Source organism: Filimonas lacunae (genome assembly GCF_002355595.1).
Classification (GTDB): domain Bacteria; phylum Bacteroidota; class Bacteroidia; order Chitinophagales; family Chitinophagaceae; genus Filimonas; species Filimonas lacunae.
This window is the reverse complement of record NZ_AP017422.1, coordinates 6,805,178-6,831,167: the sequence shown is the minus strand read 5'-3', so window position 1 is coordinate 6,831,167 and position 25,990 is coordinate 6,805,178. Positions and strand designations below refer to the sequence as shown.

Genomic DNA, 25,990 nt, shown 5'->3' with positions numbered 1-25,990 from the left:
ATAATAATATATCTAAAAAATAGAAAAGGGGGCGTTTCTTTTGAGACCCCCTTTTCTATTTTTTAGAATTTGGGTATTAATGTATTTTTTCTTTCAATTCAGCAATCACTTTTTCCTGAGCATCTAATCGTTTGCTTTGCTGTATGATGTAAAGAGTGAGTTCTTCTATTTTTTTTAATAAAAGAGCCTGGTTATCTCCAATGTCAATTCCATCTTTTTTTACTTCTGCTGTTGTGGGTACTTCTGGCAGATGTTTATTTTCCTGTATGTATTTTTCAATCTGGCTTAATGGTTGAAGCTGGTAAGAAGGATCAAAAACATAGTCGGCCCATCCAGATAGTGTCACCTTTATTTTCTTTGATGTGATGGTTCCTTTAACAGCTAATTCGCTTTGCGGCGAGGTTGTACCAATACCAATATTTCCGGATGCATCAATGATCATTCTGGGAGCTATGGAGTAATCATCATTAACTACGGCTGTGCCTGTAGATTTAGTATAAAATACTATGCTGTTTTGATTAGGCTGCCCATTTCCTGGTATCATGATGGCGGCTCCAGACATGGTATTGTGGTTATTTACTATTTTTAAATTGTCATTACCGCTTATAAATAAATTGGATGAAACGAGCACAGTTCCGTGGTTATTACTGCCAAAGTTGGCATACCCCTTTGCTGATGTATTATAATCAACCGAGCCAAAAGAGCTGGTGTATGATTTGACTGCGCCATTAACTTCTAGCTTTTGAGTAGGTGCTATGATGCCTATACCTACGTTGCCTCCTGCTTGTTGCAATACCAGTGGACTTCCGCCTGCAAAAGATTCTACCATGCTATAAGGGCTGCCGTCATTGTAGCGCCATGCAAGAGAAAGGCTGTTTCCTGAGGAAGCATCTCTACCTATTAAAATATATTTTTGATAGTCGGTAGAGAATATAGTGTTGCCTCTATCTGCAACAGTTTGTAATGTTTCTTGGGCAGTGAGTGAAGAAAAAAGTAAAAAACTCGCTACCAGGCTACCTGTTTTTTCATTGAAACGTTTTTGAGTTGATAATAAATAAAGATAGTCAGCAAAAATTACATAGCCCTTTGCTTGCTTAGCGTGCTTTACTAAACAATGTTCCATCCAGCAACAAAACTCTACCACCTTTCACTGCCAGAAACTGGGCAGCATAGGTTTTCGGCTTCCCTTCAATATCTGAAAAGTAGATGTGCCAGTTGTCTGAGACTTTAAATGTGCCATTACCTTTGCCTTGAGCAAAGTTGCTTACACCATTGCGCGAATTAGCGGCGATGATCTTCCAGCTATAGGTTTGGTTAGAGGAGAACTGGAATTCCTGGTTGGAGGAGTAACTGCTCATACCTGCGCTAAGGCCGGTGTATATGTTCGCGTAGTACGTATTGCCACCAAAGTTGTTAGTCCACTTACCGGTAAAGTCTGTTTGTGCAATCGCAAATTTGTTATATCCTGCTATCTTTTGCAGGGGATCGAATAGCTTATTATCTGTATAGAAATTGATTTTATCAATATCAACGCCAAAGGCGTTGACAAAACTGGCCTTATCCGGACATATAATTTCCAACCAGCCACTTTTACCTTTACTAAACAGGGTTACATACACAGTAGCGCCTGCGCTATTGGTAACATAAGCCTGTGCTAAATAAGGCCGTTCAGAACCTAATACATTGGGAGCCGATTTGTAATCACGCATATTGCTATAGCGGTTGGCCACCAGGGTATTCCAGGCAGCAGAACATATCACATCACAATCTGTATTAGCTGCATGGATAGGTGTTGCATAATGAAGTAATACTTTGATGCTTCCCTTTGATACTTCTACCCAATCAGGTTGTACAGTACTGGTCCAGCCATCATCCCAATGGGTGGTGTTGAATGTGAAGCCGTCCTTGATAGCGGCGGAAGGGGTATTCAATGCGTTGGGCGTGGTGTTAGTACTGGTGGCGGGCTGTTGCAGATCTATGCTGTTTAAAAAAGCATAGATAGTCTCCATCCTGTTTTTATCGTTCGTTTTAGCCAATACGCTTAAACGGGTATTGTAACCGCTGAACGTGGTGAGCAGTGCGATTGCATCTCCGCCATCAAAAGTGTAGTGTGTGGCGCCGGAAGCTATTTCCCATCCATTGGCTTTAGCAACGGTATCAATAGCAGGTGTGGTACTGATATTATTAGGAGTGGCTACCAATGTTTTCCATTCTGCGTTAAAGTCGTTGTATATATTTCCCTGCGAAGGCACGCCTTTGTATAAGGCCAGCTGGCACCAGCTTCCGGTTTTTTCTACCTGTGCATAAGCAATGTAGGTTTGTTTTATCTCTTTGCTAAACCCGGCAGGGCTTATATAAGTGAATAAATCAAAGCTGGCTTTTTGTGTACAGCCGGTTGTGTGAAACAGGGATGTCAGGGCGATGATGAATAATAGAGTGCGCATAGATGGGATGTTTTGAATAGTGTATGTTTAGCGACTGGCTGGTTTGCCGGGACTGTTATAACCTGCCAGTATCTCTTTCTGTTTTGCTTCGTTATTAGGGCGATAAGGCTGTCCCTTTACTTTTTCGGGATCGAAGAAGTAGTTATAAATGTAGTCGTAGTTGATAAACTCCATTACGCTGCGGTACATTTCATAAGCTTTATTGCCATAGGAAGGTGCAGCATACGCGATGCTGATAGTGATCCATTGTGGTTTATCTGCCTTACAGCGGGCGTAAGCAGCAGGCTCAAAACGATAAACAAAGCCATATTTATTAAGCCCCTGTTCAAACTTGTCAATGTCAAAAGGGTCGATAGAGCCATCAAAATCCAGTAGTGTGGGTTGGGTGGTGCGAATTTTAGCAGGTTCGTTCCAATCACTTTTGTGTTTGGCTTTGAGTTGTTGAATGCCATTACGAACCCTGCTCATTGACTCCACTTCGGTATTATAAAAGTAGCTCACATCTTTAGGGCTATTGCGGTAGGTAGATTCCAGTTCTTTTTTCTTATTAGCCAGGTGGCGATCTATAGCGGCTTCGGTTAAAGTGAGGAACTCACCTTTGGTCAGCTGCACAATAGGCAATTTATTGCCGGGTACCAGGTAGGTGGTTTGCCAAAAACCGGTTACGTTGGTCAGATATTTATGTACATAGGGGTTTATTTTCGGATCTGTTTTTTGCATCACCTCCTGGTTCTGCCGGCTTTCTGCGTAAAACTCCTCGGGTAATGTAAAGTAATAATCAATGTCGTTGTTTAAATAATAAATACCCCAGGCGTTGTTAACCGAGTTTACACTTACATGAAAAGGCACCCAGGTTTCAGCTATACCTGCAAAGTGTCCCTGGGCGTCCAGATACCTAAAGCCTACAGAGTAGGCTTTAAACATTACTCCATAGCTATGCGGGTAATGGTTGTTCTTTTGGTAATAAAAGTACTTTGAGTACCTGCCCAATCCACCTACGGGCGTATAGCTTTGCTGCATCCACTGTACAAACAGGTTATTAATACGTTGTTGATGCAGGCTAAACGTATCGTAGGGCGTAATAAAGGGTTTGGTGGGCGTATCAGCTTTGGTTAAATGATCCTGCCAGCCAATAATACTGTCTTTAATACGTGCGTCTTTGGGTGAGGGTTGGGCCTTGCTTTCCAGGCTTACCAGTAGTGCCAGTAACGCAGGTAGGATATAGTGAAAAGAACATTTCATGATAGAATAGTTTGAGGTGTTATTTAATATTCTCGAATATGCCTGTGCCGGAAACAGTTCCCTGTCCGCTGATAATACTTATTCTTCCTTCCATGCCTGCCGATACAGAAAGCGGATCACCTATACTTACACCCGCACTGGCGCCTGCTGTAACAAATACGTCTTTCACACCTGTCCGGTCTATTTCTACTCCAATGCCACCACCCACTTCTCCGCCTACGGTTAATGGGCCTGCGGAAATCTCTTTACCTGCACTGGCGCCCATTTCAACAGTGCAGCTGATAAACTGATCGCCAAAGGTTTTCTGGTCCATGTCCTGTACTAAGCCAATTTTCAGCACCTGTATATCCAGGTTAGTGGTTGTTTTGCTGCAATCAGATTGGATAGTTCCTACAGGTGTCCAGAAAGAACTATGATACTTACAGTTAATGTCGTCAAATTTGGCCAGGGTGCTGCTCTTTTGATCGGGCAGTGTTTCCTTACAAACATATTGGGTGATAGATGTAAAATGATACTGTTGTAAAGCCTTGAGCCAGGCGCCCTTGCTGCCGATTTTAATATTCTCGTATTCCTCCGGCCAGAATTGATACATGCGGTAATAACAATCTTCATTCAGGTGTTTTTTCTCTATCTCCAGCATTTCTATGTATAGCTGTTCCCATACCGTGTTATAGCCATTTAAAAATTTGTCAGAAGCTTCGCGGTACAACGGGCAATAATCTTTGTTGGGCTTTCCTTCTCCTGTTTGCTTTTTGTCTTCCTCCTGTAGTTTTTTCATTTCGGTGTTGTAAGCGTCTTGCAATTGTTTGCCACGTCCCTCAGTAAAAGCAGTGAGCTTTTCTGCATACTCCTTTAGCTTCCGTTCGTAATCTTCCTGAGTTTTTCCAAGTCGCATTTCTGCACGGGATGCATACATGGGTGATAGTTGCACGGGTGTTGGCGGCAGGCCCGATTGCAAAGAAGCCTGTGTGGCGGCTACACTTTGCTGTATCCTGTTTTGCATAGCTGTTTTGCCATTTTCATTCGCTGTAGCCAGTTCTTTTTGCAGCTGTTGAAGGTTCTTGTCTATTTCGGTAACAAAAGCAGTCCATTCCGCCTGGGCTACCACGCAGGCTTTTACCGACTTCGGGAAAGCGGGATGTGTAAAGCCACCCAATTGCAGCGGATCATTTTGGTACATAGGCGGAACGGTAACATCGTTGATGTTCATCTGATAACCTAATTCACGTAACCGGTCTTCCTTATCTGTACTAAATCCTTGCCTGATAGACTTTTTACCTGCGGCTATAGCGCCTGGATTGTTACCCCTGCTTTGTTCTATCAGGCATTTGGTGTAATTGGCCTGTGTATGAAAAGTGGCTATGCGTATGGTGCTGTCGATATACTTTTCAGCTTTATTGATGTCGCCTAAAGCAAACCAGGCTTGTCCCAGGTTGTTGAGTAAGGTACTGTTGCGTGGAAAGCGGGTGTTTAGATTATTGAGTAGAGGGATAGCCAGCTGTGGCGCACCTGTCATACTTAACATGGCGGCATAGTTGCTGAGGTTGTCCGTGTTGGTGGCATCCTGCTCGCAGGCTTTACCCATGATATAAAAGGCCAGTTGTGTTTTACCCATTATCCATAAGGCAGCAGCAGCGTTTCCTGTTTTGCGTGCATTGCTGCCTTGTTCCTGTAGGGTGGCATATATTTTCTTGCCCATAGTAACAACAGCAGGTTTCAGTTGCGGCAGGGTTTTATTTTGAACAGAAGTGATATAAGCGGCAGTGCCTGCATTGCTGAAAGCGGGTGGAATGGCATCGATGCGGGATGCATCCCGCTTGGGTACTATGCGATTGGCTTCTTCCCAGCCCTGGGCCAGTTGCTGATCGTTCAGTTTAGTCAGGTTTTTAAAGGAAGAGGGTTTTACGCCCAGGCTGTCCAGCATACGCCTGTCTTCGGGGCTTAACTCATCCATCATTTGTTGCACCTGTTTCAGGGTTTCGTCTACATCTTTTTTAGTGGGTGCTTTCCGCGTATTGCCTTTGTTGGGCTGTGCCTGTGCCAGTTGGCAAAACAAGAGACAGAGGATGGCGATATAGTGTTTCATAAAGAAGTTGTGTTATTGCCCTACAAATTTCGAGGCCGTAAAAAGGCGATTTAATCCCCGAAAAAGGGTATTTTAAAAGGGGAAAGATTACCCGAAAAAGGGTATAGGGGATGCGGGGAGGTTTTACTTCTTTTACCTGATAATTGATTCATTACTATGGCAAAAAGGCTGATAGGGATGTTTTTGCTGTTTCATATAGCATGGGCTCCCGCCAGGGCGCAGCAAACCGATAGTTTGTTGAAACTGTTATCTGTAGCACCGGAAGATACCAATAAGGTGATGCTGTATATACAGGTGGGCCGTGCGTATGAAGATAGGGAAACAGAAAAGGCAAAGCAGTATTACCGTATGGCAGGCGAACTCAGCCGCAAGCTGAATTATCCGTTGGGTATTATTAAATACATCGCTAATTATACTTATATCCTGAATAATATGGATGCCAACTTTGATTCTTCTATCCTGTTAAACCTGGAAGCGGTAGCTATTTCACGAAAGATCAAAGATTCGTTATACCTGGCCAAGATGCTGTTTAATACCGGCAATGCTTATCGCGAAAAAGGCGACTATGAGCCGGCGCAACAGTATTATGAAGAAGGCAAGAACATATTTCAAAAACTGGGCGATGAAGCTACAGAAGCCCAGGGGAATGATATGCTGCAACTGCTTTATTTTCAAATGCATCAATATGAAAAAGGCATTGCCTATGGTATAAAGGCAGTTGAAGGTTCCCGTAAAACGGAACAAACCGAATGGCTGGAATCGGCCCTTAGTAACCTGGGACTCAATTACTCGGCTGTTCACCGTTTTGATAAAGCCGAACAGGTGTACCAGGAAGCATTGGCACTGGCCGAGAAAACCAATAACACCTATGTTGCCTTAACGCAATATCTGAACCTGGGCGATTTGCTGCTACAGCAAGGTAAATATCAGCAGCTGTTTTACTATTGTAACAAAGCGTTACCGCTGGCGCGGCAACTGGGTTCTTATGCCAGTGAGCTGATTGCTTTGCGGGGTATAGGATGCTACTGGTTAAGTAACAGGCAATATGAACAGGCGCGATTATATGGTGATAGCGCTTTGCGCATGAGTTACCGATACAACCTGCGGCCGGAAAGACAAAAAACATTTACTTTTTTAGCGAACCTGTCTTTTGCCAGTCAGGATATTAAAGCGGGCGAAGCATATGGTGCCCAAAGTACCTTGCTGGGTGATAGTCTGCTGAACGAAACCATGGAAAAAAGAATGCTGGACCTGGAAAAGAAATACGAACTGGCCCGCAAAGAAAGTCATATACAACAACTGGAAGCGGAAAAACAGGTGCATCAGTTGGCTATGCGGCAAAAGAACACACTCAACACAGCGCTTACTATCACTGCCATACTATTGTTGTTGATAGGGGCATTACTGTACCTGGCCTATCGCAACAAGCAAAAGCTGCAACAGCAACGTATTAATGAGCTGGAAACCGAAAACCAGCTGGTAGCTACGGAAGCTATTTTACAAGGAGAAGAGCAGGAGCGTACCCGCTTAGCCAAAGATTTGCATGATGGCTTAGGTGGCATGTTATCGGGCATTAAATACTCGTTGAATGGCATGCGGGAAAACCTGGTAATGACCAACGAAAACCAGCTTGCTTTTGCACGTAGCCTGGATATGCTGGACAGTTCTATTAACGAAATGCGACGTGTGGCGCATAACATGATGCCCGAAGCGCTGGTGAAATTTGGTTTGGATGATGCGTTACGAGATTTTGCCAGTGATATTAATAGCACAGGTGCTTTACAGGTAAACTATCAATCGTATAACCTGGAAACAGCGCCACTGAAACAAACCGTGGCTATTGCCGTATATCGTATTATACAGGAACTAACAGGTAATGCCTTGAAGCATGCGGGTGCAACAGTGTTGATGATACAGGTGATACATGCCGATAGCCGCGTGTCTATTACTGTGGAAGATGATGGTGCTGGATTTGATACTGCCTTATTAGCTAAAAGCAAAGGCATAGGGCTGGCGGGTATCAGAAACCGGATTACTTTTTTACGTGGCACTATGGACCTTCATTCCACACCCGGCAAAGGTACTTCTGTAAACATTGAAATAAATGATGTAGTATGAGCATTAGCCTGTTTATAGTAGATGATCATTACATGGTTATTGAAGGCATACAAAGCCTTTTGCGTAATGAAAAGAATATTGAATTGCGCGGACATGCTACCAACGCATCGTCGTGCCTGGCTTTTCTGAAACAGGATTTGCCAGATGTAATACTGATGGATATTAACCTGCCGGGCATCAGTGGCATTGATCTGTGCCGGGAAGTAAAGGCGCTATACCCGGCGGTAGCCATTATAGGATTAAGCACCTTTAATCAACTCAGTTTTATTGAAAAGATGCTGGAAAACGGAGCCTTGGGCTACATTATAAAAAATGCCACCCGCGAAGAGTTGCTGGCAGCAATAAAGGCAGCGCACGCCGGGAAAACCTACCTGCATAAAACAGTGGCCGATGTATTGCGCGCGAGTAAAAAGAATAAATTACCAACACTCACCCGCAGAGAAAAGGAGGTGTTGGAATTAATAGCTAACGGACTCACCAATAATGAAATTGGTGAAAAATTATTTTTAAGCTCCGGTACGGTAGATACTTATCGCAAAAACTTACTGGTAAAATTGAATGCTAAAAACACGGCGGAGTTAGTAAAACTGGCCCTGGTAAAAAAACTGATCCCTTTTACGGATGGATGATAAGGCTGCTGTTTGTTTATAACGTTTGACTGGCATATTCACTGGGCGTAATACCAAACACCTGCTTAAAAGAATGGGTAAAGCTGGAATGATTTTCATAACCTACCTTATAGTATACCTCTGCCGGTTTCATATTGCCCATTTTTAATAAAGAAGCTGCATGCTCCAATCTCTTTTGTAAAAACCATTTGCTGGGAGGTATGCCGTAAATCTTCAGGAACTTTCTTTTAAAGGTACTCAGGCTCATGTTGCATAAAAACGCCAGCTCCTCCACCGTTATATTGCTTTCAATATGATTTTCGGCCAGCTGTTTAATTTCTGTTTCTGCTTCCGACCGGCTGGCCAGTGCATATACGCTTTGCATTTGTTGCGGGTATTGGTGGCACATATATAAAAGCAGCTCTTGCAGTTTCACTTCATAAAAGCTTTGTGGCATGCGGGCATTGCCGGAAGATATTTCAATAAGGGATTGTATAAAGTTGGTGAGAAAAGCATCTTTATCAAAAGCATATACCTGTTCAGGTATAGCAGTAGCAGACTGTACGCATTTGGCCGCATCAGAATGCTTGCTAAAGAAATCGGTAAGCGATTGCTGAGTAAAGAAGAAAAGAATGCTTTGGTAAGCGCCGGCATCTGATATCATCTTTTCTGTCATTAAGTAATGCCCGGATGTTAATAGCAAAAACTGGTTATTGTTAATCTGCAGGTGCTTGTGAGCGGTATGAACACTTTTATGTCCCTCTACCAGCATGCTGAATAAATGCTGCTGCAGTACAATTTTACTGCGTACAATTTCAGTAGCTTTCGATTGGTAATTGATCACATACACTCCTTCGTTTTGTATAGAGGAGGATGTAGCAAACAGGTCTTGTGGGATACGTAAAGTGTTCAAGTGTGTTGATTATGTAGTGTAAAGGTAGGGCAATGCAGGAGTGTATAGGGCGGTTGAACGATTATCGATAGTTTTTGAACGCTTGCCTCAACAACGCCTGCAACAGCCCATTTTACTTTTGTACCCTAAATCGATTATATATGAAGCAATTAGCAATGTTGCTGCTGGTATTGCTGGGTTTCCAGGCAATGAGCAAGGCACAAACGTTCACATTAAAAAGTAACGACCTGGGCGGACAGTTCACCCACAAACAGTTATTCAATAGTTTTGGCTATTCCGGCGAAAACGTATCGCCACAACTGTCGTGGGAAAATGCACCTGCCGGCACACAATACTTCGCCATTACTATGTATGATAAAGATGCGCCTACAGGTAGCGGCTTCTGGCATTGGGTGGTGTTTAATATTCCAGCTTCTACCAGCAGTGTGCCTGCCAATGCGGGAAACATCACTAAAAACCTGATGCCTGCTGGTGCGGTGCAAGGTGTTACCGACTATGGTGTAGCTGGTTATGGCGGTCCTGCGCCACCGGCAGGTGCTGCACACCAGTATCTTTTCACCGTGTATGCGCTGAAATCCAGGCTGGATTTAAATGCGAATACAAGCCCTGCTATGGTCGGCTTTTATCTTAATTCTTTAGTGCTGGCCAAGGCTTCTATTGTTGCTTATGCACAGCATCCTTAATCTTAATGGAGTGAAAGCATCATAAAATACTAACACCGCATTATAATCGACAATACTTATATTTATAATACATAAGTATTGTCGATTATGTATACCAAAACCATCTGCCTTTTCCTGCTAGTGCTGTGCGCTCCAGTTTTATTACAGGCACAGCAAAAAGAATCTTACCAGTATCCATTCTCTTCGGATATATACCAGCAGATTCAGAAAGATTCTGCTGTGTATTGGGGCGGCGGCATTGCATCAACCGATCTTTCCTTTATCGGATTATTTCGGGAGGGGCTTATGGAATACGATAAGCCACGGCAAAGCAAAAAGACCATCACTGCGGCAGATAGTTTACGTTTTGCCACACAATACCATCCGGTAGAAGCCAGGCAGTATATACTGGAAAAAGCAAAGCAAAACCGTGTTGTTATGTTTAATGAAGCGCATTACAACCCACGGCATCGTGTTTTTGTTACCTCCTTACTAAAGAATTTACGGCAACAAGGATATACCTACCTGGCAGCGGAAACCTTTGCGGTTGATTCGTTCTTCTTTCGTGAAAAACATCCGGTTTTCTTTACGGGGTTGTACAGCCGCGAGCCGCAGTTTGGCAATATGATACGGGAAGCGATAAGCCTGGGGTTTCATCTGTATCCTTACGAGTCTACAGATACCCTATATACACAGGCTGCAAGGGAAGAAGGGGAGGCTAATCATCTAAACAAGCTATTACAGCAGCACCCCGAAGCCAAAGTGATTGTATACTGCGGCTTTGATCACATTAAAGAAGATACTATAAAGGGGTGGGGACTGCCTATGGCCGGCAGGTTAAAGGTGATGAGTGGTATTGATCCTTACACTGTAGATCAGGTAGTGTTGGCAGAAAAAGCAGATAGTACTATGAACAGTCCTTATTATTCGATGGTGCGCTCCAATACGTACGCTATACTGGTGGATAGTGCAGGGAATGCATATAATAACCGAAAGGTAGACGCGCTGTTATATTCTCCGCCTGCCTATACGATACATAACAGGGAGAACTGGGTGTTTGAAAATGGCAGATTGCCTTATTTGCTGGATAAGATAAAGGTAGAAGTATCGTATCCGTTCCTGGCTAAAGTGTACCTGGCGGGAGACGACCGGGAATGCGCTATTCCTGTTGATATCAGGGAAATAAGATCGAAGGAAGAATTAAAGAAAACAGCGCTGGCTCTTTTTGCCAGAGAGCAATGTATTATCAGCCTGGTAGATAAAAAGGGGAAAACCCAGTCATGGGTGGTGGAAGCTGGCAGTTTTTCCCGGTAAATGCGAATAGGGATAGTCAACCTGCTTTTGTAATTTTTGCTAACTTGCTGCTCTAAAACATCCCTATACCTGTATATGAAATTACATTTCCGCTTATTGGTACTGCTGCTATTGGCAGCATGTAATAATAACAAATCAAAGGTTCCGCTGGAAGAACTTTCTTCTTCCGATTTGTTTGAAAAATTCAGGAAACAAGTGGTGCTTATCAAAAACAAAAGTTATTTCAAAGTAACTTTTGACAACGGCGTTAAGATGTACTATACACGTATGTCGGAAAGCGGTTTCTCTGATATTACTACAGATGAAGAAGAAGCGAAAAAGAATGCAGAAGAGGTATATGGTACCGGATTTTTTATAGGGAAAAAGGGCATTATTGCTACCAACTTTCATGTGGTGTCCGGCGTACATAAATTGTTGGAGAATGTTGACTTTCAACAGAATGTGAAAGCCGCGCTGGAAGAAACCCAGCGGGAACTGAAATACGATATCTCCTGGCAGGCTGCTATGTTAAAGCAAAAACACCCGGAAGATTCCACGTATTTACAGGCTATTCCAGCTTCCAGCTTATCACCTATAGATATTGGCAATGATGGCGAAGGAGAAGGTGAAGAAGATGTAAACGGACCTGCTGACACCACTACCACCTTCTTTCATAATAAAATAGATTCGTTGCTGGGCGCTAACAACAGCATGGAAGCCCTTACCTCCCAAAGCTTTACTATCGATATTGTAACTGCATCACTAACCGTACAACTGGATGCTTCTACAAAAGACAATAACGAATACCCCTGTCACATCTTTGCCTTAACCCAGAATAAGAAAGTGGATCTGGCGGTCATTCAAATGGATAGCAAAGAAATTCCTGCTGGTGTGGGCGATATCACCGACCTCACAAAGGATAACGACAATGAGCATTATGGAACTACCATGCAACAGCTGGATACATTGAAAGTAACAACGCCTTTGTATTTGATCGGCTTTAATTATGGTGCAGAAATAGCTACCACTTCCGATGGCATCAAAGTGCAACTTTCTAAAGGAGAAGTGACCCAGGAAAGTGATCAGTATCGTGTGTTGTATTCTGTTCCATCTTTACCCGGTAGCAGCGGAAGCCCGGTGTTTGATAAAAAAGGCAGAATTGTAGCCATCCACTACAGTGGCTATGCGGTAAAAGAAAATTTTAATTATGGAGTGTTATCAGCACATTTAAAATACATATTGGAGCATGATCCGGTAACTTCCCTTCCTTAACAAAAAGGAAGACAAACAAAAACGGCTGTCATCGATGAGATGGCAGCCGTTTTTGTTTAAGCCTGTTTATTCTTCACCAGTCGCCCCAGCGTTTGAAGGCTTTTTTCAATAGTGGTATTATAAGTGCTGCCGAAGCTGATGCGGATGTGGTGGTTAAACCTTCCATCGGCATTGAACAGTTGACCTGGTGCAATGCTGATGCCATGGTCCAGTGCTTCGTGAAAAAGCTCCATGGTATTCACCGCTTCATTCATTTCTATCCACAACACAAAGCCGCCTGCCGGGCGCGATACTTTCGTGTCGGGAGGGAAAAAACGGGCTATTGCCTGTGTATATAAAAGACATTGGGTGTGCAGCGCTTTGCGAAGATTGCGCATGTGTAAATCGTAACGGCCTGTTTCCAGGAAGTGTGCAATAGCTGCCTGTGTAGGGGTGGCAGAAGATACAATATGCATGAGCTTTAAATGTATCACCTTATCCAGGAATTTACCGGGTATGCACCAGCCCACCCTATAACCAGGTGCTAATGTTTTGGAGATAGAAGAGCAGAGCAATACAATGCCTTTGGTGTCAAAAGCCTTACAGGGCAGCGGACGTGTTTTGCCAAAGTACATTTCGCCATAAATATCATCTTCGATCAGGGGAATATCCCTGTCGCTTAACAGGGTTACCAGTTGTTTTTTACGTTCAACAGGCATGTCGCAGCCAGTGGGGTTGTTGAAGCTGGTTACAAACAAACAGGCTTTTATTTTCACCGTGTCCAGTGCTTTTTCCAGGTATTCAATATCCAGCCCGGTAGTAGGGTCAACTGGTACTTCCAGCGCTTTTAAACCCAGGCTTTGCAGCACATTAAAAATGCCAAAGTAGGTAGGGGTTTCTATGGCTACTGTGTCGCCGGGGTCGGTCACTGCTTTTAAGCAAAAGCCCAATGCTTCCATACAGCCCTGTGTGGTAACAATATCATCGGCAGTATGCTGGCCGCCCCAGTTGAACGTGTAACGGGCCAGCTGGCTGCGCAGGCTGGGATTGCCTTGTGTGTCTTCATATTCCAGGCAGCTGGTAGGACTTTTGCGAATGGCTTCCATCATCGATTTGTTCAGCTTGGCTTCAGGCAACAGGTCAATAGAAGGCACGGCCAGTGAAAATTTGGTAACGCCTTCCTGCCGCATTTTCTGGTATATCAACGAAGTAATAGATTCCACGCTTACTTTCTTAGGACGCTCTTTATGCTGTTTTGCCATCAGCCGCGGAAACTGCGATGGGGTGAACCGCACATAGTAGCCCGATTTAGGACGTGCTTCAATCAGTCCTTTAATTTCCAGCTCACTATATGCCTGAAATGCAGTGGTAATGCTAATGCCCTGCTCTTTGCTTAAGGCACGTACAGAGGGCAGCCTGTCGCCGGTTTTTAATACCTGCTGCTCAATCTGAACCTGTAATCTGTCTGCAATACGCAGGTATAAAAAGTCTTCCTGAACAGTGATTGGAGTGGCCATTGTAAAATCTGTTATGCTCTAAAATAACAAATCTGCATCTGTTTTTGCCTGTAAATAATCTTTTATTTTGGTTATTGTTTATGTAAATCCAGTATGATATGAAAGGAGAACACAGAAAAGCTTACCTGGCTTTGCTGGCAATATGCATTATCTGGGGTACCACCTTTTTAACCGCCAAAATGGGCGTAAAAGGCTTTCCGCCCTTATTATTTATGGGTACCCGGCATTTTGTGGCGGGCCTGTTATTAGGCGGTTTTTGCTTATTAAAAGGAAGTAAATGGCCAGGCTGGAAGGCATTTGCACAGCAGATATTGCCGGGCATTTTTATGGTAATGTTGGGTAATGGTATTGTAGGCTGGGCAGTACAATATATTCCCAGTGGGCTGGCCGCACTCATTTGTGCTATGATGCCGGTGTATATAGTAGTGATTAATTTATTCAACCGCAAGGAAGACAAACTGAATTATAAAATTGTGCTGGGCTTGCTGCTGGGTATTAGTGGCTTGCTGGTTATTTTTCGCGATAACCTGGCCTACCTGGGCGATAGCAGGTATGTGGGTGGTATTATCATTTGCCTGGTGTCGTGCCTGTTCTGGGCATTGGGTTCCTTTTATTCCAAACGAAGGCAGCAACCTTCTGCGAATGTGTATTTGAATGTGGCCATGCAACTGGTAGCAGGTGGCGCGGGGTTGCTGTTATTGAGCAGTGTTACCGAAAACTGGAGTGCCATACATCATGTGCCTTTGCAAAGCGTGGCTGCTATCAGCTATTTAATCGTGTTTGGCTCCATTACTGCCTTTGTATGCTTTCATTATGCATTGTCTAAGCTTCCCATAGGTGTGGTTACCTTATACGCGTATATCAATCCGCTGGTAGCCATATTGCTCGGTTATATTGTATTGCACGAGCCTATTACTTATTTCACGTTGATAGCTTTTGTATTAACTCTTTCCGGCGTATTCCTCGTAAATGCAGGATACAGGCAGCCGACCGCCGTTAAGTCCCCTTCCGATTACACTATAAAACAACCATCGTATGAATAAGAAGATAATGATGCTGCAGGTGGATGCTTTTACCAATCAGCGTTTTAAAGGCAACCCGGCTGCGGTATGTGTGCTGGAAGAAGAAATAAGTGCAGAGCTGATGCAGAGCATTGCTGCGGAGAATAACCTGGCGGAAACTGCTTTTGTAAGCCGTTTGGCAGATGATTTTAGCCTGCGCTGGTTTACGCCAACCGTAGAAATTAATTTATGCGGCCATGCTACGCTGGCCACCGCGCATGTGCTGTGGGAAGAAGGTTTGCTGGCTACAGATAAGAAAGCGTTGTTTCATTCCCTCAGCGGGTTATTGACTGCGGAGAAAAAGGGCGACTGGATAGAATTGAACTTTCCCGCAGTATTGACAACGAACCAGGTGGCTTTGCCGGAAAAGGCTTTGCAGGCATTAGGAGTAAAACCGGTAAACAGTGTGTTTGCCAAAGACCGTTACCTGGTAGAGGTAGCTTCGCCGGAAGAGGTGCTGGCGGCTGAGCCTGATTTCCAGGTATTGAAGCATTACGATCCTGTGGTAGTAACAAGCCCTGGAAACAGCAACATGCCTTACGATTTTGTGTCCCGGTCTTTTGTGCCTTCCCATGGGATAAATGAAGATCCGGTAACGGGCTCTTCTCATTGTGGTCTTGTGCCTTATTATGCTGCACAATGGAAAAAACACGCGTTTCATGCCTACCAGTGTTCAAAGCGGGGTGGTGAGTTAAAGCTGCAATTGGCTGGCGACCGGGTATTAATGGCCGGACAGGCGGTTACGGTTATAAAAGGCCATTTGCTACTATAGGGCTGGTAGATTACAGTATTGTTCCTGGCTAGTCCGGAATTATTAATGAGTGAACATTGAAATACCCTTTTATAGGTATTGTCCGGTATAAGGTACTACTCTTTCTTTGCACTGCTATATGTGAAGAAAGTCTCAATCCGTTCCCTTATTCAACTCTGTGCAGATTTATTAGCCACCGTTTAACCAAGCGGTGGTTTTTATTATAACTATTTGAATGTGTGTATTTAAGGTGGTGATTACCTTAATATAGGGGGTAGGTGAAATGAGGAAAAATATCTGCTAAAACTAAATAATGGTTGGTAGATTGATATTATTGTAATAAATTGGCCCCTGTTGAAACAGGGGCCGCAACCAAAACTAACTGCTTATGAGAAAATCTTCGAATATTTTATCTATATAGAATATAGCTGATTTTTAAATTTCTTACACAAAGCTACAACCCTAAACGCTAACCTCCTACACCTAAAACGGTAATTAACAATATGCTCACAAATGGGGCAAAATATGTCATATGAAAAATTATTTAATGTTTCATTTTGGCTTTAAAAACATTTTTTTTCAATCCATTTACTACAAATGAATGGAGTAAATGTTTTTTCTTTTTGAAAAAAATGGAAATAAAGTGTTTTTGAAAACATTTGTATTTTTAATAATGTGTAAATATTTTTTCAACTTTTTTAGCTTGCCTATTTATCAGGAGTTTGTTAACTGCCTGATTACTACGTGAACACGGGAAAAATTGGTTGTTTTTACTGCCGAAAAACTAACGCTTATTCATTTTCTTCTGCTTCTTCGCTAGCCATTTCATTTATAAAGCTTTCTGCTATATCAGAAAGGGCAGTGTCTGCTGCTTTTTCTTCCATCAGTGTTTCCTGTAACAGGTCGGCTACCTTATTTTGTTCCAGGGCCCTTGCTAAATGTACCAGTGTTCCATACGTGGCAATTTCGTAGTGTTCGGCCTTTTGGGCTGCCATAATAAGAGCTGCGTCCCGGGTAATAGTATCACTGTCGGTTTCTTTGATAATGGCTTCTGCTTCCTTGATAATGCCTTTAATAGCATGGCAGGTTTTCGTTTGAGGCTGTTCTGTCATTAGCTCAAACACTCTTTCCAACCGGTTAATTTGCCCTTTGGTAACGGCGCGGTGTTCGGCAAAAGTAGCTTTCAGGCTTTCGGTGGTGGCCTTTTCTTCCAGTGTTTCCAATGCTTCTGCCAGGTGCTTCTCGGCATAATAAATGTCCTGTAAGCTGTCTATAAAAAAGTTATTGAGCTTGCTGTTGTCTAATGCAGGCTTTTTAGATGGGGATGTTGTTTTCATAAGGATGTTTTAAAGGAATGCCTTAAAAAAGCATTCCGCTATACCTGCGAAGCGGGGGTAAGCGGGTGGTAGCCAGGTTAGGTGTAGAGAAAATTACCCCATTTGAGCAATGAGGCTGGTGTCTTACAAATTGATTATGTAAAATTTGTTATTGCATGGCAATCAATGTAGTTTAGCAATACCCGCTAGCAAAAAACAACCTGATTCTATCTCCCAAACCAACCAGATTGTATGTTAATGAACGAGCTGATATATACTATAAGGCTGTCGTATTCCGGGCGGCATAGCCGGGTAGTACCGGACACAGAAAAGATGGTCGCACGCATGCTTTTTTCCGCCATAGAACAGGAGGAATACTGGCATGCAAAATGCACTTTATTTACCACCTTTAAAAAATAGGATAGAGGAATATGAGCAATGATAAAAACTACGATTCTGAGTTTTGCGGCAGTTTGCCTATCCATTACATTAACCTGGTGCAACCTTACGGAGTATTGCTGGTGCTGGATAAACAAGCACTGACTATTGTTCAGGCGAGTGAAAATGCAGATGAAATATTTGAGCAGCCTGTTGATCAGTTGCTGCAGCAACCTTTATATAATTTCCTGGACGCAGTTTCTATTGATATATTGAATAAAAAGCTGGAAGGTAATATTCAGGAAAAAATTCCGGTATCACTGGTTATTAAAGGCCGTAAGTTATTGGCTCTGGTGCATTCCAAAGAGAAATACCTGCTGGTAGAACTGGAATTGCTGGATCATAAGAGCGACGGCGACATCTCCTTTGTAGATGTATATCAGGATGTAAAATATTCCATGGCGGCAATTGATCAATGCAGAAGCATAGAAGATGTGTGTACAACAGCTGCCAGGGAATTGAAAAAACTGTCTGGTTTTGATAAAGTAATGATTTACTACTTTGATGAAAACTGGAACGGAACTGTAGTGGCAGAAGAGCGGGAGGAAGGGATGGAGTCCTATATGGGCTTTACCTTTCCGGCTTCGGATATTCCTAAGCAGGCGCGTGCATTGTACCTGAGAACGCCTTATCGTTTTATTCCCGACCGCGATTATGTTCCTGTAAAGCTGTACCCGGTTATCAACCCGCTTACCAATTCATTTGTTGATTTATCAGATTGTAATATCAGGGGAGTGGCTGCGGTACATGTAGAGTATTTGAAAAATATGCAGGTGGTGGCTTCTATGAGCACCCGCATTATACACAACGAAAGCTTGTGGGGCTTAATAGCCTGTCATCACCGCACGGCCAAGCCTATGAGCTACCAGGAATGTTCGGTGTTTGAGTTGTTGTCGAATGTGATCTCTGCAAAAATAGCCTCGCTGCAAAACCGCGAGCAAATGAATGTGGCAGCGACTATAAGCGAGCGCAGAACGCAATTGGTAGAACAGATTTATACTTCCGGAAGCATTGTCAAAGGATTTGAAGACAGTGGGGATAATCTGCTGTCCCTGTTTAATGCCGAAGGGGCCGTGTTTTTGAAAGAGGGGCATGCTGTGGTTAAAGGCAAGGTGCCTGATAAAGAACACCTGGAAGACCTTGGGTTGTGGTTAAATGCTAAAAAGTTGCAACAGGTGTTTTACCACCATCATTTATCTGATGTGTATGAACATGCTGTTGAGTATACAAATATAGCCAGTGGCGTACTGGTAATTCCGGTGGATAATGTGAAAGAAGAATATCTGGTTGTATTCAGGCCAGAGGTGGTACGTACTATTAACTGGGGAGGTAATCCGGACGATGCCATCCGCTTTGAGCCGGATGCTAAAAACTATCATCCCCGGCATTCTTTCCGTTTATGGAAGCAAACAGTGCGCAATACTTCGTTGCCCTGGAAGCACGAAGAAGTGCAGGTGGCAGAAAGCATTCGCAGTTTTATTTATGAATACACTACCAGGTATGGTGGTAATTAAATAGTAATTAGTGGAGAGGAAAGCGAAAACAAGTGATCATTTTATTATAGCTATTGGTGCATCTGCCGGTGGTTTGGAGGCTATTCATGAATTCTTCGACCATATGCCCGAAACCAATAACCTTTCCTTTGTTATCATACAGCATTTATCTCCCGATCATAAAAGCTTATTGGTAGAATTGGTTTCGCGGCATACACAAATGAAAGTGTTTGAAGCGGAGCATGAACGGGTCATTGAAAAGAATTGCGTGTATGTGATTCCGAATAAGAAGCTGATGACCATTAGGCGGAATAAGTTGTTGCTGGCTGATAAGAAGGTGGATTTGGTGCCCAACACGGCCATTGATATTTTCCTGTCTACACTGGCAGAAGAAAAACAGGAAAATGCGATTGCTATCATTTTATCGGGTACCGGAACAGATGGCACCAAAGGAATAGAGATTATTAAAGAGAAAGGCGGCATAGTAATGGTGCAGGACCCGGCTACGGCCAAGTTTGATGGAATGCCTAACAGCGCTATTGCTTCGGGTAATGCCGACTACGTATTGCCGCCCTCGGATATGCCTGATGAGTTGTTTAGTTTTATTCATCACAGGCCACTTTTTATACCAGAAAGCTCACACGAAAACGATGGGTTGCTGGAAGAGGTATTTACCCTCATTCATCAAACCGGGGGCTTTGATTTTCATTACTATAAAACTCCCACCATTATCAGGCGCATTTCGCGCCGCATGGCTCATTATGATATTCGGGAGTTGGGGGCTTATGTCGATTACCTGCGTGCGCACCCTGAAGAGTGTATTCGTCTGGGGAAGGATTTTTTAATAGGCGTTACCCGCTTTTTCCGGGATGAACCGGCTTTTGAGTTATTGCAGGATAGTGTTATCCCGGCCATCCTGAAGCGTAAAGAAGCGGGCGAGATTATTAAAGTATGGGTATCGGCATGCAGTTCAGGTGAAGAAGCTTATTCCATGGCCATTTTGTTTGATGTGTGCCTGGAAAAGCTGCAGATGCGCAATGAAGTGAAAATATTTGCCACCGATATTGATGATGGAAGCATTGAGGTGGCTTCACGTGGGCATTATCCTTTTGCTATTGAAAAAAGTATACCCCGCAATTTGCTGGATACTTATTTTGTCAAAGATGCTACGGGGTATACCATTATACCGCGCATACGTAAGCAGATTGTGTTTGCCCGGCACAACATTATTAAAGATCCACCTTTTATAAAAAACGACCTGGTAAGTTGCCGTAACATGCTTATTTACATGAGCCCGGTGCTGCAGCAAAAAGTGTTATCGGTGCTGGTATTTGGCTTGCAGCAGGATGGTATTTTGTTTTTAGGTAGTAGCGAAACGCCCACGTCTGTAAAAGATGCCCTGCATGAAATAAGCGGGAAGTGGAAAATATTTCAGCGTGTGGGTAGTGTAAAGCATTCGTCCGGCTTGTTTGCTTACTCGTTGGATGGTGGCGTAAAGCAGGCTCAAAGAAATAAAGAAGATGGCCGCGGTGCACAAAAGAACAAGAACAGGCTGGAAGATGATTTTCAGCAAGCCTTGTCAGAAGATTTAGGATACGCCGCTTTTTATATAGATCAGCAATGCGAGATACGGGAGTCGTGGGGTAGTTATGAGCAGTTTTTATCCTTGCCTAAAAAGAATCTGAAATTAAACCTGCTTAAAATGCTGCCGCAGGACTTGTCTATTGTATTAGGCGGCGCTATTAAAAATTCGTGGAAAACCGAGCAGAAGGTTGTTTTAAAACACATACGTTATCGTAAAAAAGATCAGTGGCATGCTGCCAGTTTAATTGTAAAGCCGCCTGCTGTAGTGGCCGGCAAGCTGCATACACTGGTAATACTTGGCGACGCCCTGGTAGATGATGCCCAGCTGGCCACAGGTAAAGCGCATGTGGTGCCCGAGGTAGAATGGAAAGAACAGGAATATGTGGCTGAGCTGGAGGCCGAATTACAGGAAACAAAGCATAGCCTGCAAATGGCGGTGGAAGGTCTGGAAACTACGAATGAAGAATTGCAGAGTAGTAACGAAGAGCTGTTGTCGGCAAACGAAGAGCTGCAAAGTAGTAATGAAGAGTTGCAATCGTTAAACGAAGAGTTGCATACGCTTAATACAGAGCATCAATTGAAAATAAAAGAACTGATAGAGTTGAATGACGACCTCACCAACTACTTCCGCAGTTCGGATATCGGACAGGTGTTTCTGGATGAAGAGTTACGTATCCGTAAGTTTAACCCGGCTTCCGTGAAAATGATCAACTTCATTGAAACGGATATTGGCCGCCCTATCAGTCATATCTCTACCAACATACGTTACGAAAACCTGGCAGATGACATTTATACTGTATTGAAAACCGGCGTTATGCTGGAGAAAGAAGTACAGTTGCTGAATGGTAAAAACCTGCTTATTCGTATTCTGCCTTATCTGAAGCAAGACCGGGTAAAAGGCGGTATTGTAATTGCCTTTGTGGATATTACCGCTATTACTGATTTAAATAACATCATCAGGGGCATTTTTAATACCAGTCACAGTGCTATAGTAGCGTTTAGACCGGTGCGCGATGCCGATCATCATATCATTGATTTCACTTTTCAAACAGCCAATCAAACAACTGCCCGCTTTTTACAGCGCGATCAGGAAACCTTTTTGGGTAAGTCGCTTAAAAAAGAAGGAGGCTTGTTTGTGCAAGGGCAGTTGTTTGATAAGTACCTGAAAGTGGTACAGCAGGATGTATTGCTGAATGAAGACATTTTTGTGGAAGAAGGGAATAGGTGGTATGAGCTTACTGCGGTGAAAATGAAAGATGGCTTTGTGGCTACTTACACCGATGTTACTGCTAAAAAAACTGCCGAGCAAAAACTGCGTAAAAACTTTAACGAGCTTATTTCGGTTAAAGAAAACCTGAAAGTGCTGAACACACAGCTAGAGCAGATGGTGGGTGAAAGAACACGCGAGCTGTCTAAAAGCGAAGAGCGTTTCAGGCTGGTATCACAGGCAACTAACGATGCTATCTGGGATTGGGATTTTGTAAATAATACGGTTTGGTGGAATGATCCTTTCTTTAATATGTTCGGTTACGAGCGTAGTAATTACGATCGCGAATTCTGGTTAAGTAAAATTCACCCGGATGAGCGTGATAAAGTGCAAAAGAGTATTTATGCTGTTATCAACAGCCATCAAAGCCAATGGACAGCCGAATACCGTTTCCTGAAGTCGGATGGTTCCTATGCCTTTATACTGGACAGGGCCTATGTATTACATGATGAGTTTAATACGCCTTACCGTATGCTGGGTTCTATGGTAGATGTTACTGCTTTAAAGAATGCCGAACGTGAAGTGGCCAGCAACATTGCACAACGTAAATTTTTAACAGAATCAGTGCCACTGGCAATATGGATGGCAGGGGTAGACAGGCAGGTGGATTTTGTAAACAATCAGTTTGAAATATATACGGGTATAAAAGCATCAGAAGCAGTAAGGGGCAAATGGCAGCAAAGCCTGCATCCGGAAGACCTGGTGTTGCTGAACAAAACCTGGGAACAGGCCACTGATTCAAAAACAGGCTTTCAGATGGAGGTGCGGTTAATGCGTGCTGATGGGGCGTATCATTGGAATCTTTTGCAGGCAAGGGTGCGTAAAGATGACCATGGGAACATTATTGACTGGTTGATTATCAATACGGATATTCATGAGCAAAAGGTGGTGAACGAAGTGCTGGAAATGAAAGTGGCGCAACGTACTGCTGAGTTGAAAACGATAAACGGAGAGCTGGAAGCGAGTAACAATGATTTGCAGCAATTTGCTTCTGTGGCTTCGCACGATTTACAGGAGCCATTGCGCAAAATTCATATGTTCAGTAAAATGATCAAGGATAAGTATTCGGAACATTTGGATGAGGGAGCGCAAAGCTACCTGAGCAGGATATTGAACGCCTCTAACCGTATGCGTAGCCTGATTACGGATGTGTTGAACTTCTCCCGTTTATCAGCCAATAATTATTCGTTTGAACCTACCGACTTAAACGTTGTTGTAGAAGATATACTGGACGACCTGGAAATTCCGATTTCTGAAAAGAAAGCCAGTATTCATGTAAGCAGGATGCCGGTAATAGAGGTGATACCCGGGCAGGTAAGGCAGGTGTTTCAAAACCTGATAAGCAATTCATTGAAGTTTATAAGACCTGATGTACAGCCTGTTATTAGGATAGAAAATAAGCTGGTGCGGGATAAATCATTTGATAGTGAACCTGCTACAGATGGTGAATATTGCATTATTACCATAAGCGATAATGGAATAGGGTTTGATGATCAGTTTAAAAACAGCATCTTTACCTTATTTCAGCGACTGCATTCAAAAGACAAGTTTGAAGGAAGTGGCATAGGTCTTGCCATAACCAAAAAGATTATTGATAAGCATGGCGGACTCATCTCTGCCCATAGTAAGGAGGGCGAAGGCGCTACCTTTATGTTATTATTACCTGTTAAGCAGTATAGTGAGGCATTAGTATGATAAGGAAAATTCTTTTAGCGGATGATGATGGTGATGACCGTTTGATATTTACCGAAGTGTTTGATTTGCTGGGTGATAGCAAGGCAACGCTGAGTGTGGTAGAAAACGGTCTGGAAGTAATCAGCTTCCTGGAAAGCATTACAGAAGACGGGCATTTACCTAACCTCATTATCCTGGATCATAACATGCCTAAGATGAATGGTAAGCAAGCATTGGAATACCTGAAAAACACCCACCGCTACAAAAACATCAACGTTATTATCTACTCCACTTATAATGATGCTTCGTTTATAGGCGAATGCGAAAAACTTGGGGCTGCTTCCATAGTGGTAAAACCCAGTTCTTATGATGAATATGTTGCCATGGTGCAAGACTTTCTGAAATTAAGCTAGAAATCACACTTTTTCTGGCTGATTTATCCGATTTTTGTTTCACTAAAACTTTTTAGCAGCTTTTTGAAGGCTTTTTAAGAATCCTTTAGGATCATTTAAGCCAACCGGAAAAATGAACATAAGCTATTACTGTACAGTTGGGTACATATTACTTATGCAAAAAGTTACTTATCTGAAAGTCGCTTCCAGAGCCTTCTCCAGCGTTTGAGGGGAGTCTAAAAGCCACATAAAGTCGTAACTATGCACAATAAACGTACTCTGAACAAAATGAACAGACGCTGAACGAAAACTAAGTGTCTGTTAATCAAGAAAAAATAGATTATCATGAAAACTACAGTATTAGCTACTCTGTTCACAATCGCGGTAAGCGCTTCAGCATTTGGTCAAAAACAATTAGGCATTTTCGATGCAGTTAAATTGAACGACTCAACTACTGTGGCCATGTGTTTACGCCATGGTTTGAAGGTTAATACGGCAGATTATAGTGGAAACACACTATTGATGGAAGCGGCTAAAAGCGGTAGCTTTGCTTCAGCAAAAATGTTACTGGCCCACGGTGCTAAAGTGGATGTTCAGAACGAAATGGGTAACACGGCTTTAATGGAAGCAACCCTACGAGGTAACGAAGAAATGGTAAACCTGTTGTTAGCAGCAGGTGCACGCATCTCAATCAGAAATGAAGTAGGCGAAACAGCCTTTAGTATAGCAGAAGACTTTGAAAAAATCACCATCGCTAAATTGTTTATGGAAAAAGGCGGCAGCGGCGTAAAAGAAAACTACGCTAAGCAGCGTTAATAAACAGTAAGGTATCAACATAGGTGTTTAAACTTTTTATTGAAGATGGCAAGCAATTGCTGTCGACTATAAAGTCCCCGTTTTTTATATTCCAATTATCCTAATGTGGAAAGAGCCGCTCCCCGTAGCGGCTCTTTCTCTTTTTAGCATATTCCATTATGCCCCAACACTATTCTTTACCTTTACCAAAATCCGGAATTATGATCGAGGTAGGAAAATTCAACACGTTAAAAGTGGTTCGTCAGTCTGAAATAGGTGTTTTTTTAGATGATGGCGATAAAGGCATCCTGCTGCCCAAACGTTTTGTGCCCCCTGGCGCCAAAGTAGGAGACGAGTTGGAAGTGTTTTTGTACCACGATTCTGATAACCGGTTAATTGCTACTACTCAAAAGCCGATAGCCGTGGTGGGAGATATGGCTATGATGAAAGTGGTAGCAGTTACTCCGCAAGGCGCTTTTTTAGATTGGGGCCTGATGAAGGATCTGTTTGTGGCTAAATCCCAGCAGATAAGCTTTATGCGGGAAGGGGGTAAATACCTGGTATCATTATACATTGATGCACAAACCGGCCGGGTGGCGGCCACAGAAAAAATTGACCGTCTGCTTAGTAACGATGATCTTACGGTAAAAGAGAACGACCCCGTAGACCTGGTAGTGTATCGCAGAAGTGATATTGGCTATGTGGTCATTATCAACAATGTACATACAGGCGTACTGTATTTTGATGAGGTGTATGAAGATTTAAAGCCGGGAGATAAACTGTCTGGTTTTATTAAGAAAATACGGGAGGACAACAAAATAGATGTAAAAGCGGGCGTTCGTGGTTACGATCGTGTAGAAAGCGAAACGGAAAAGGTGTTAAACCTGTTGAAGAAAAACGATGGCTATTTGCCTTATCATGATAAGTCTGATCCCGAAGATATTTACCGCGTGTTTGGGATGAGCAAGAAAACATTTAAAATGACCACCGGTGCTTTGTACAAGCAAAAGAAGATCAGCTTTACCCAAACCGGCATTAAGTTAGAAGAATAGTTCCATATCCATACTCATATAAATTCCAAAACT

19 protein-coding genes are annotated in these 25,990 nt (G+C 43.1%); 12 read left to right on the top strand and 7 right to left on the bottom strand.

Annotated features, from left to right (window positions below; all coding sequences use genetic code 11):
* Positions 1–76: 76 nt before the first annotated feature.
* From FLA_RS26900 to FLA_RS26885, 4 genes are read right to left on the bottom strand one after another with little or no spacing between them, the layout of a single operon-like run.
* Positions 77–1,123 carry a hypothetical protein gene (locus FLA_RS26900; protein WP_076376171.1) on the bottom strand — a complete coding sequence of 349 codons (1,047 nt, stop codon included), beginning with the start codon at positions 1,121–1,123 and terminating at the stop codon, positions 77–79.
* Positions 1,095–2,444, bottom strand: a complete 1,350-nt coding sequence (locus FLA_RS26895) for a hypothetical protein (RefSeq protein ID WP_076376169.1) — start codon at positions 2,442–2,444, stop codon at positions 1,095–1,097. Before FLA_RS26895 ends, FLA_RS26900 begins: the two co-directional genes overlap by 29 nt.
* A gap of 27 nt (positions 2,445–2,471) precedes the next feature.
* Positions 2,472–3,686 carry a hypothetical protein gene (locus tag FLA_RS26890; protein ID WP_076376167.1) on the bottom strand — a complete coding sequence of 405 codons (1,215 nt, stop codon included), beginning with the start codon at positions 3,684–3,686 and terminating at the stop codon, positions 2,472–2,474.
* Positions 3,687–3,705: 19 nt separating this feature from the next.
* Positions 3,706–5,772, bottom strand: a complete 2,067-nt coding sequence (locus tag FLA_RS26885; protein WP_144263968.1) for a hypothetical protein — start codon at positions 5,770–5,772, stop codon at positions 3,706–3,708.
* Positions 5,773–5,928: 156 nt separating this feature from the next.
* Between FLA_RS26885 and FLA_RS26880 the strand changes: the two genes are divergently transcribed.
* Together FLA_RS26880 and FLA_RS26875 are read left to right on the top strand one after the other, a co-directional pair.
* Complete coding sequence (locus FLA_RS26880) at positions 5,929–7,890, top strand: tetratricopeptide repeat-containing sensor histidine kinase (RefSeq protein WP_084206037.1); 1,962 nt, start codon at positions 5,929–5,931, stop codon at positions 7,888–7,890.
* Positions 7,887–8,519, top strand: coding sequence for a response regulator (locus FLA_RS26875; RefSeq protein WP_076376161.1), 633 nt, complete (start codon positions 7,887–7,889; stop codon positions 8,517–8,519). The genes FLA_RS26880 and FLA_RS26875 overlap by 4 nt, the downstream gene beginning before the upstream one ends.
* A gap of 16 nt (positions 8,520–8,535) precedes the next feature.
* On the opposite strand, the gene FLA_RS26870 is transcribed toward FLA_RS26875, so the two are convergent.
* Positions 8,536–9,411, bottom strand: a complete 876-nt coding sequence (locus FLA_RS26870) for a helix-turn-helix transcriptional regulator (protein ID WP_084206036.1) — start codon at positions 9,409–9,411, stop codon at positions 8,536–8,538.
* Positions 9,412–9,551: 140 nt separating this feature from the next.
* Here FLA_RS26870 and FLA_RS26865 point away from each other — a divergent pair, with 140 nt between their 5' ends.
* The 3 genes from FLA_RS26865 to FLA_RS26855 all read left to right on the top strand — a co-directional run bounded on the left by FLA_RS26865 (position 9,552) and on the right by FLA_RS26855 (position 12,638).
* The gene (locus FLA_RS26865) at positions 9,552–10,094 is read left to right on the top strand and encodes a YbhB/YbcL family Raf kinase inhibitor-like protein (RefSeq protein WP_076376159.1); all 543 of its coding nucleotides are present in this window, start codon (positions 9,552–9,554) and stop codon (positions 10,092–10,094) included.
* A gap of 87 nt (positions 10,095–10,181) precedes the next feature.
* On the top strand, positions 10,182–11,387 hold the full coding sequence (locus tag FLA_RS26860) for a hypothetical protein (protein WP_076376157.1): 1,206 nt from the start codon (positions 10,182–10,184) through the stop codon (positions 11,385–11,387).
* 75 nt (positions 11,388–11,462) lie between these two features.
* Positions 11,463–12,638, top strand: coding sequence for a S1 family peptidase (locus tag FLA_RS26855; protein WP_076376155.1), 1,176 nt, complete (start codon positions 11,463–11,465; stop codon positions 12,636–12,638).
* A gap of 56 nt (positions 12,639–12,694) precedes the next feature.
* Here the strand turns inward: FLA_RS26855 and FLA_RS26850 are convergent, their stop codons facing one another.
* Complete coding sequence (locus FLA_RS26850; RefSeq protein WP_076376153.1) at positions 12,695–14,134, bottom strand: aminotransferase-like domain-containing protein; 1,440 nt, start codon at positions 14,132–14,134, stop codon at positions 12,695–12,697.
* Between the two features lie 98 nt (positions 14,135–14,232).
* On the opposite strand from FLA_RS26850, the gene FLA_RS26845 reads away from it, so the two are divergent.
* Entirely contained in the window at positions 14,233–15,177 is a 945-nt protein-coding gene (locus tag FLA_RS26845) for a DMT family transporter (protein ID WP_076376150.1), read from the top strand.
* Positions 15,170–15,967, top strand: a complete 798-nt coding sequence (locus FLA_RS26840) for a PhzF family phenazine biosynthesis protein (RefSeq protein WP_076376148.1) — start codon at positions 15,170–15,172, stop codon at positions 15,965–15,967. Before FLA_RS26845 ends, FLA_RS26840 begins: the two co-directional genes overlap by 8 nt.
* Before the next feature lie 770 nt (positions 15,968–16,737).
* Here the strand turns inward: FLA_RS26840 and FLA_RS26835 are convergent.
* Positions 16,738–17,283 (bottom strand): YciE/YciF ferroxidase family protein, encoded by a 546-nt coding sequence (locus tag FLA_RS26835; RefSeq protein WP_076376146.1) that lies wholly within the window; start codon positions 17,281–17,283, stop codon positions 16,738–16,740.
* Positions 17,284–17,693: 410 nt separating this feature from the next.
* Here FLA_RS26835 and FLA_RS26830 point away from each other — a divergent pair, with 410 nt between their 5' ends.
* The 5 genes from FLA_RS26830 to FLA_RS26810 all read left to right on the top strand — a co-directional run bounded on the left by FLA_RS26830 (position 17,694) and on the right by FLA_RS26810 (position 25,957).
* Complete coding sequence (locus tag FLA_RS26830) at positions 17,694–19,214, top strand: GAF domain-containing protein (protein ID WP_076376144.1); 1,521 nt, start codon at positions 17,694–17,696, stop codon at positions 19,212–19,214.
* Positions 19,215–19,224: 10 nt separating this feature from the next.
* Positions 19,225–23,739 (top strand): chemotaxis protein CheB, encoded by a 4,515-nt coding sequence (locus tag FLA_RS26825; RefSeq protein WP_076376142.1) that lies wholly within the window; start codon positions 19,225–19,227, stop codon positions 23,737–23,739.
* A complete protein-coding gene (locus tag FLA_RS26820; RefSeq protein WP_076376140.1) occupies positions 23,736–24,131 on the top strand; it encodes a response regulator in 396 nt (131 codons plus the stop codon). Before FLA_RS26825 ends, FLA_RS26820 begins: the two co-directional genes overlap by 4 nt.
* Positions 24,132–24,455: 324 nt before the next feature.
* Positions 24,456–24,926 (top strand): ankyrin repeat domain-containing protein, encoded by a 471-nt coding sequence (locus tag FLA_RS26815; protein WP_076376137.1) that lies wholly within the window; start codon positions 24,456–24,458, stop codon positions 24,924–24,926.
* 200 nt (positions 24,927–25,126) lie between these two features.
* Entirely contained in the window at positions 25,127–25,957 is an 831-nt protein-coding gene (locus FLA_RS26810) for a CvfB family protein (protein WP_076376135.1), read from the top strand.
* The last annotated feature ends 33 nt before the right edge of the window (positions 25,958–25,990 follow it).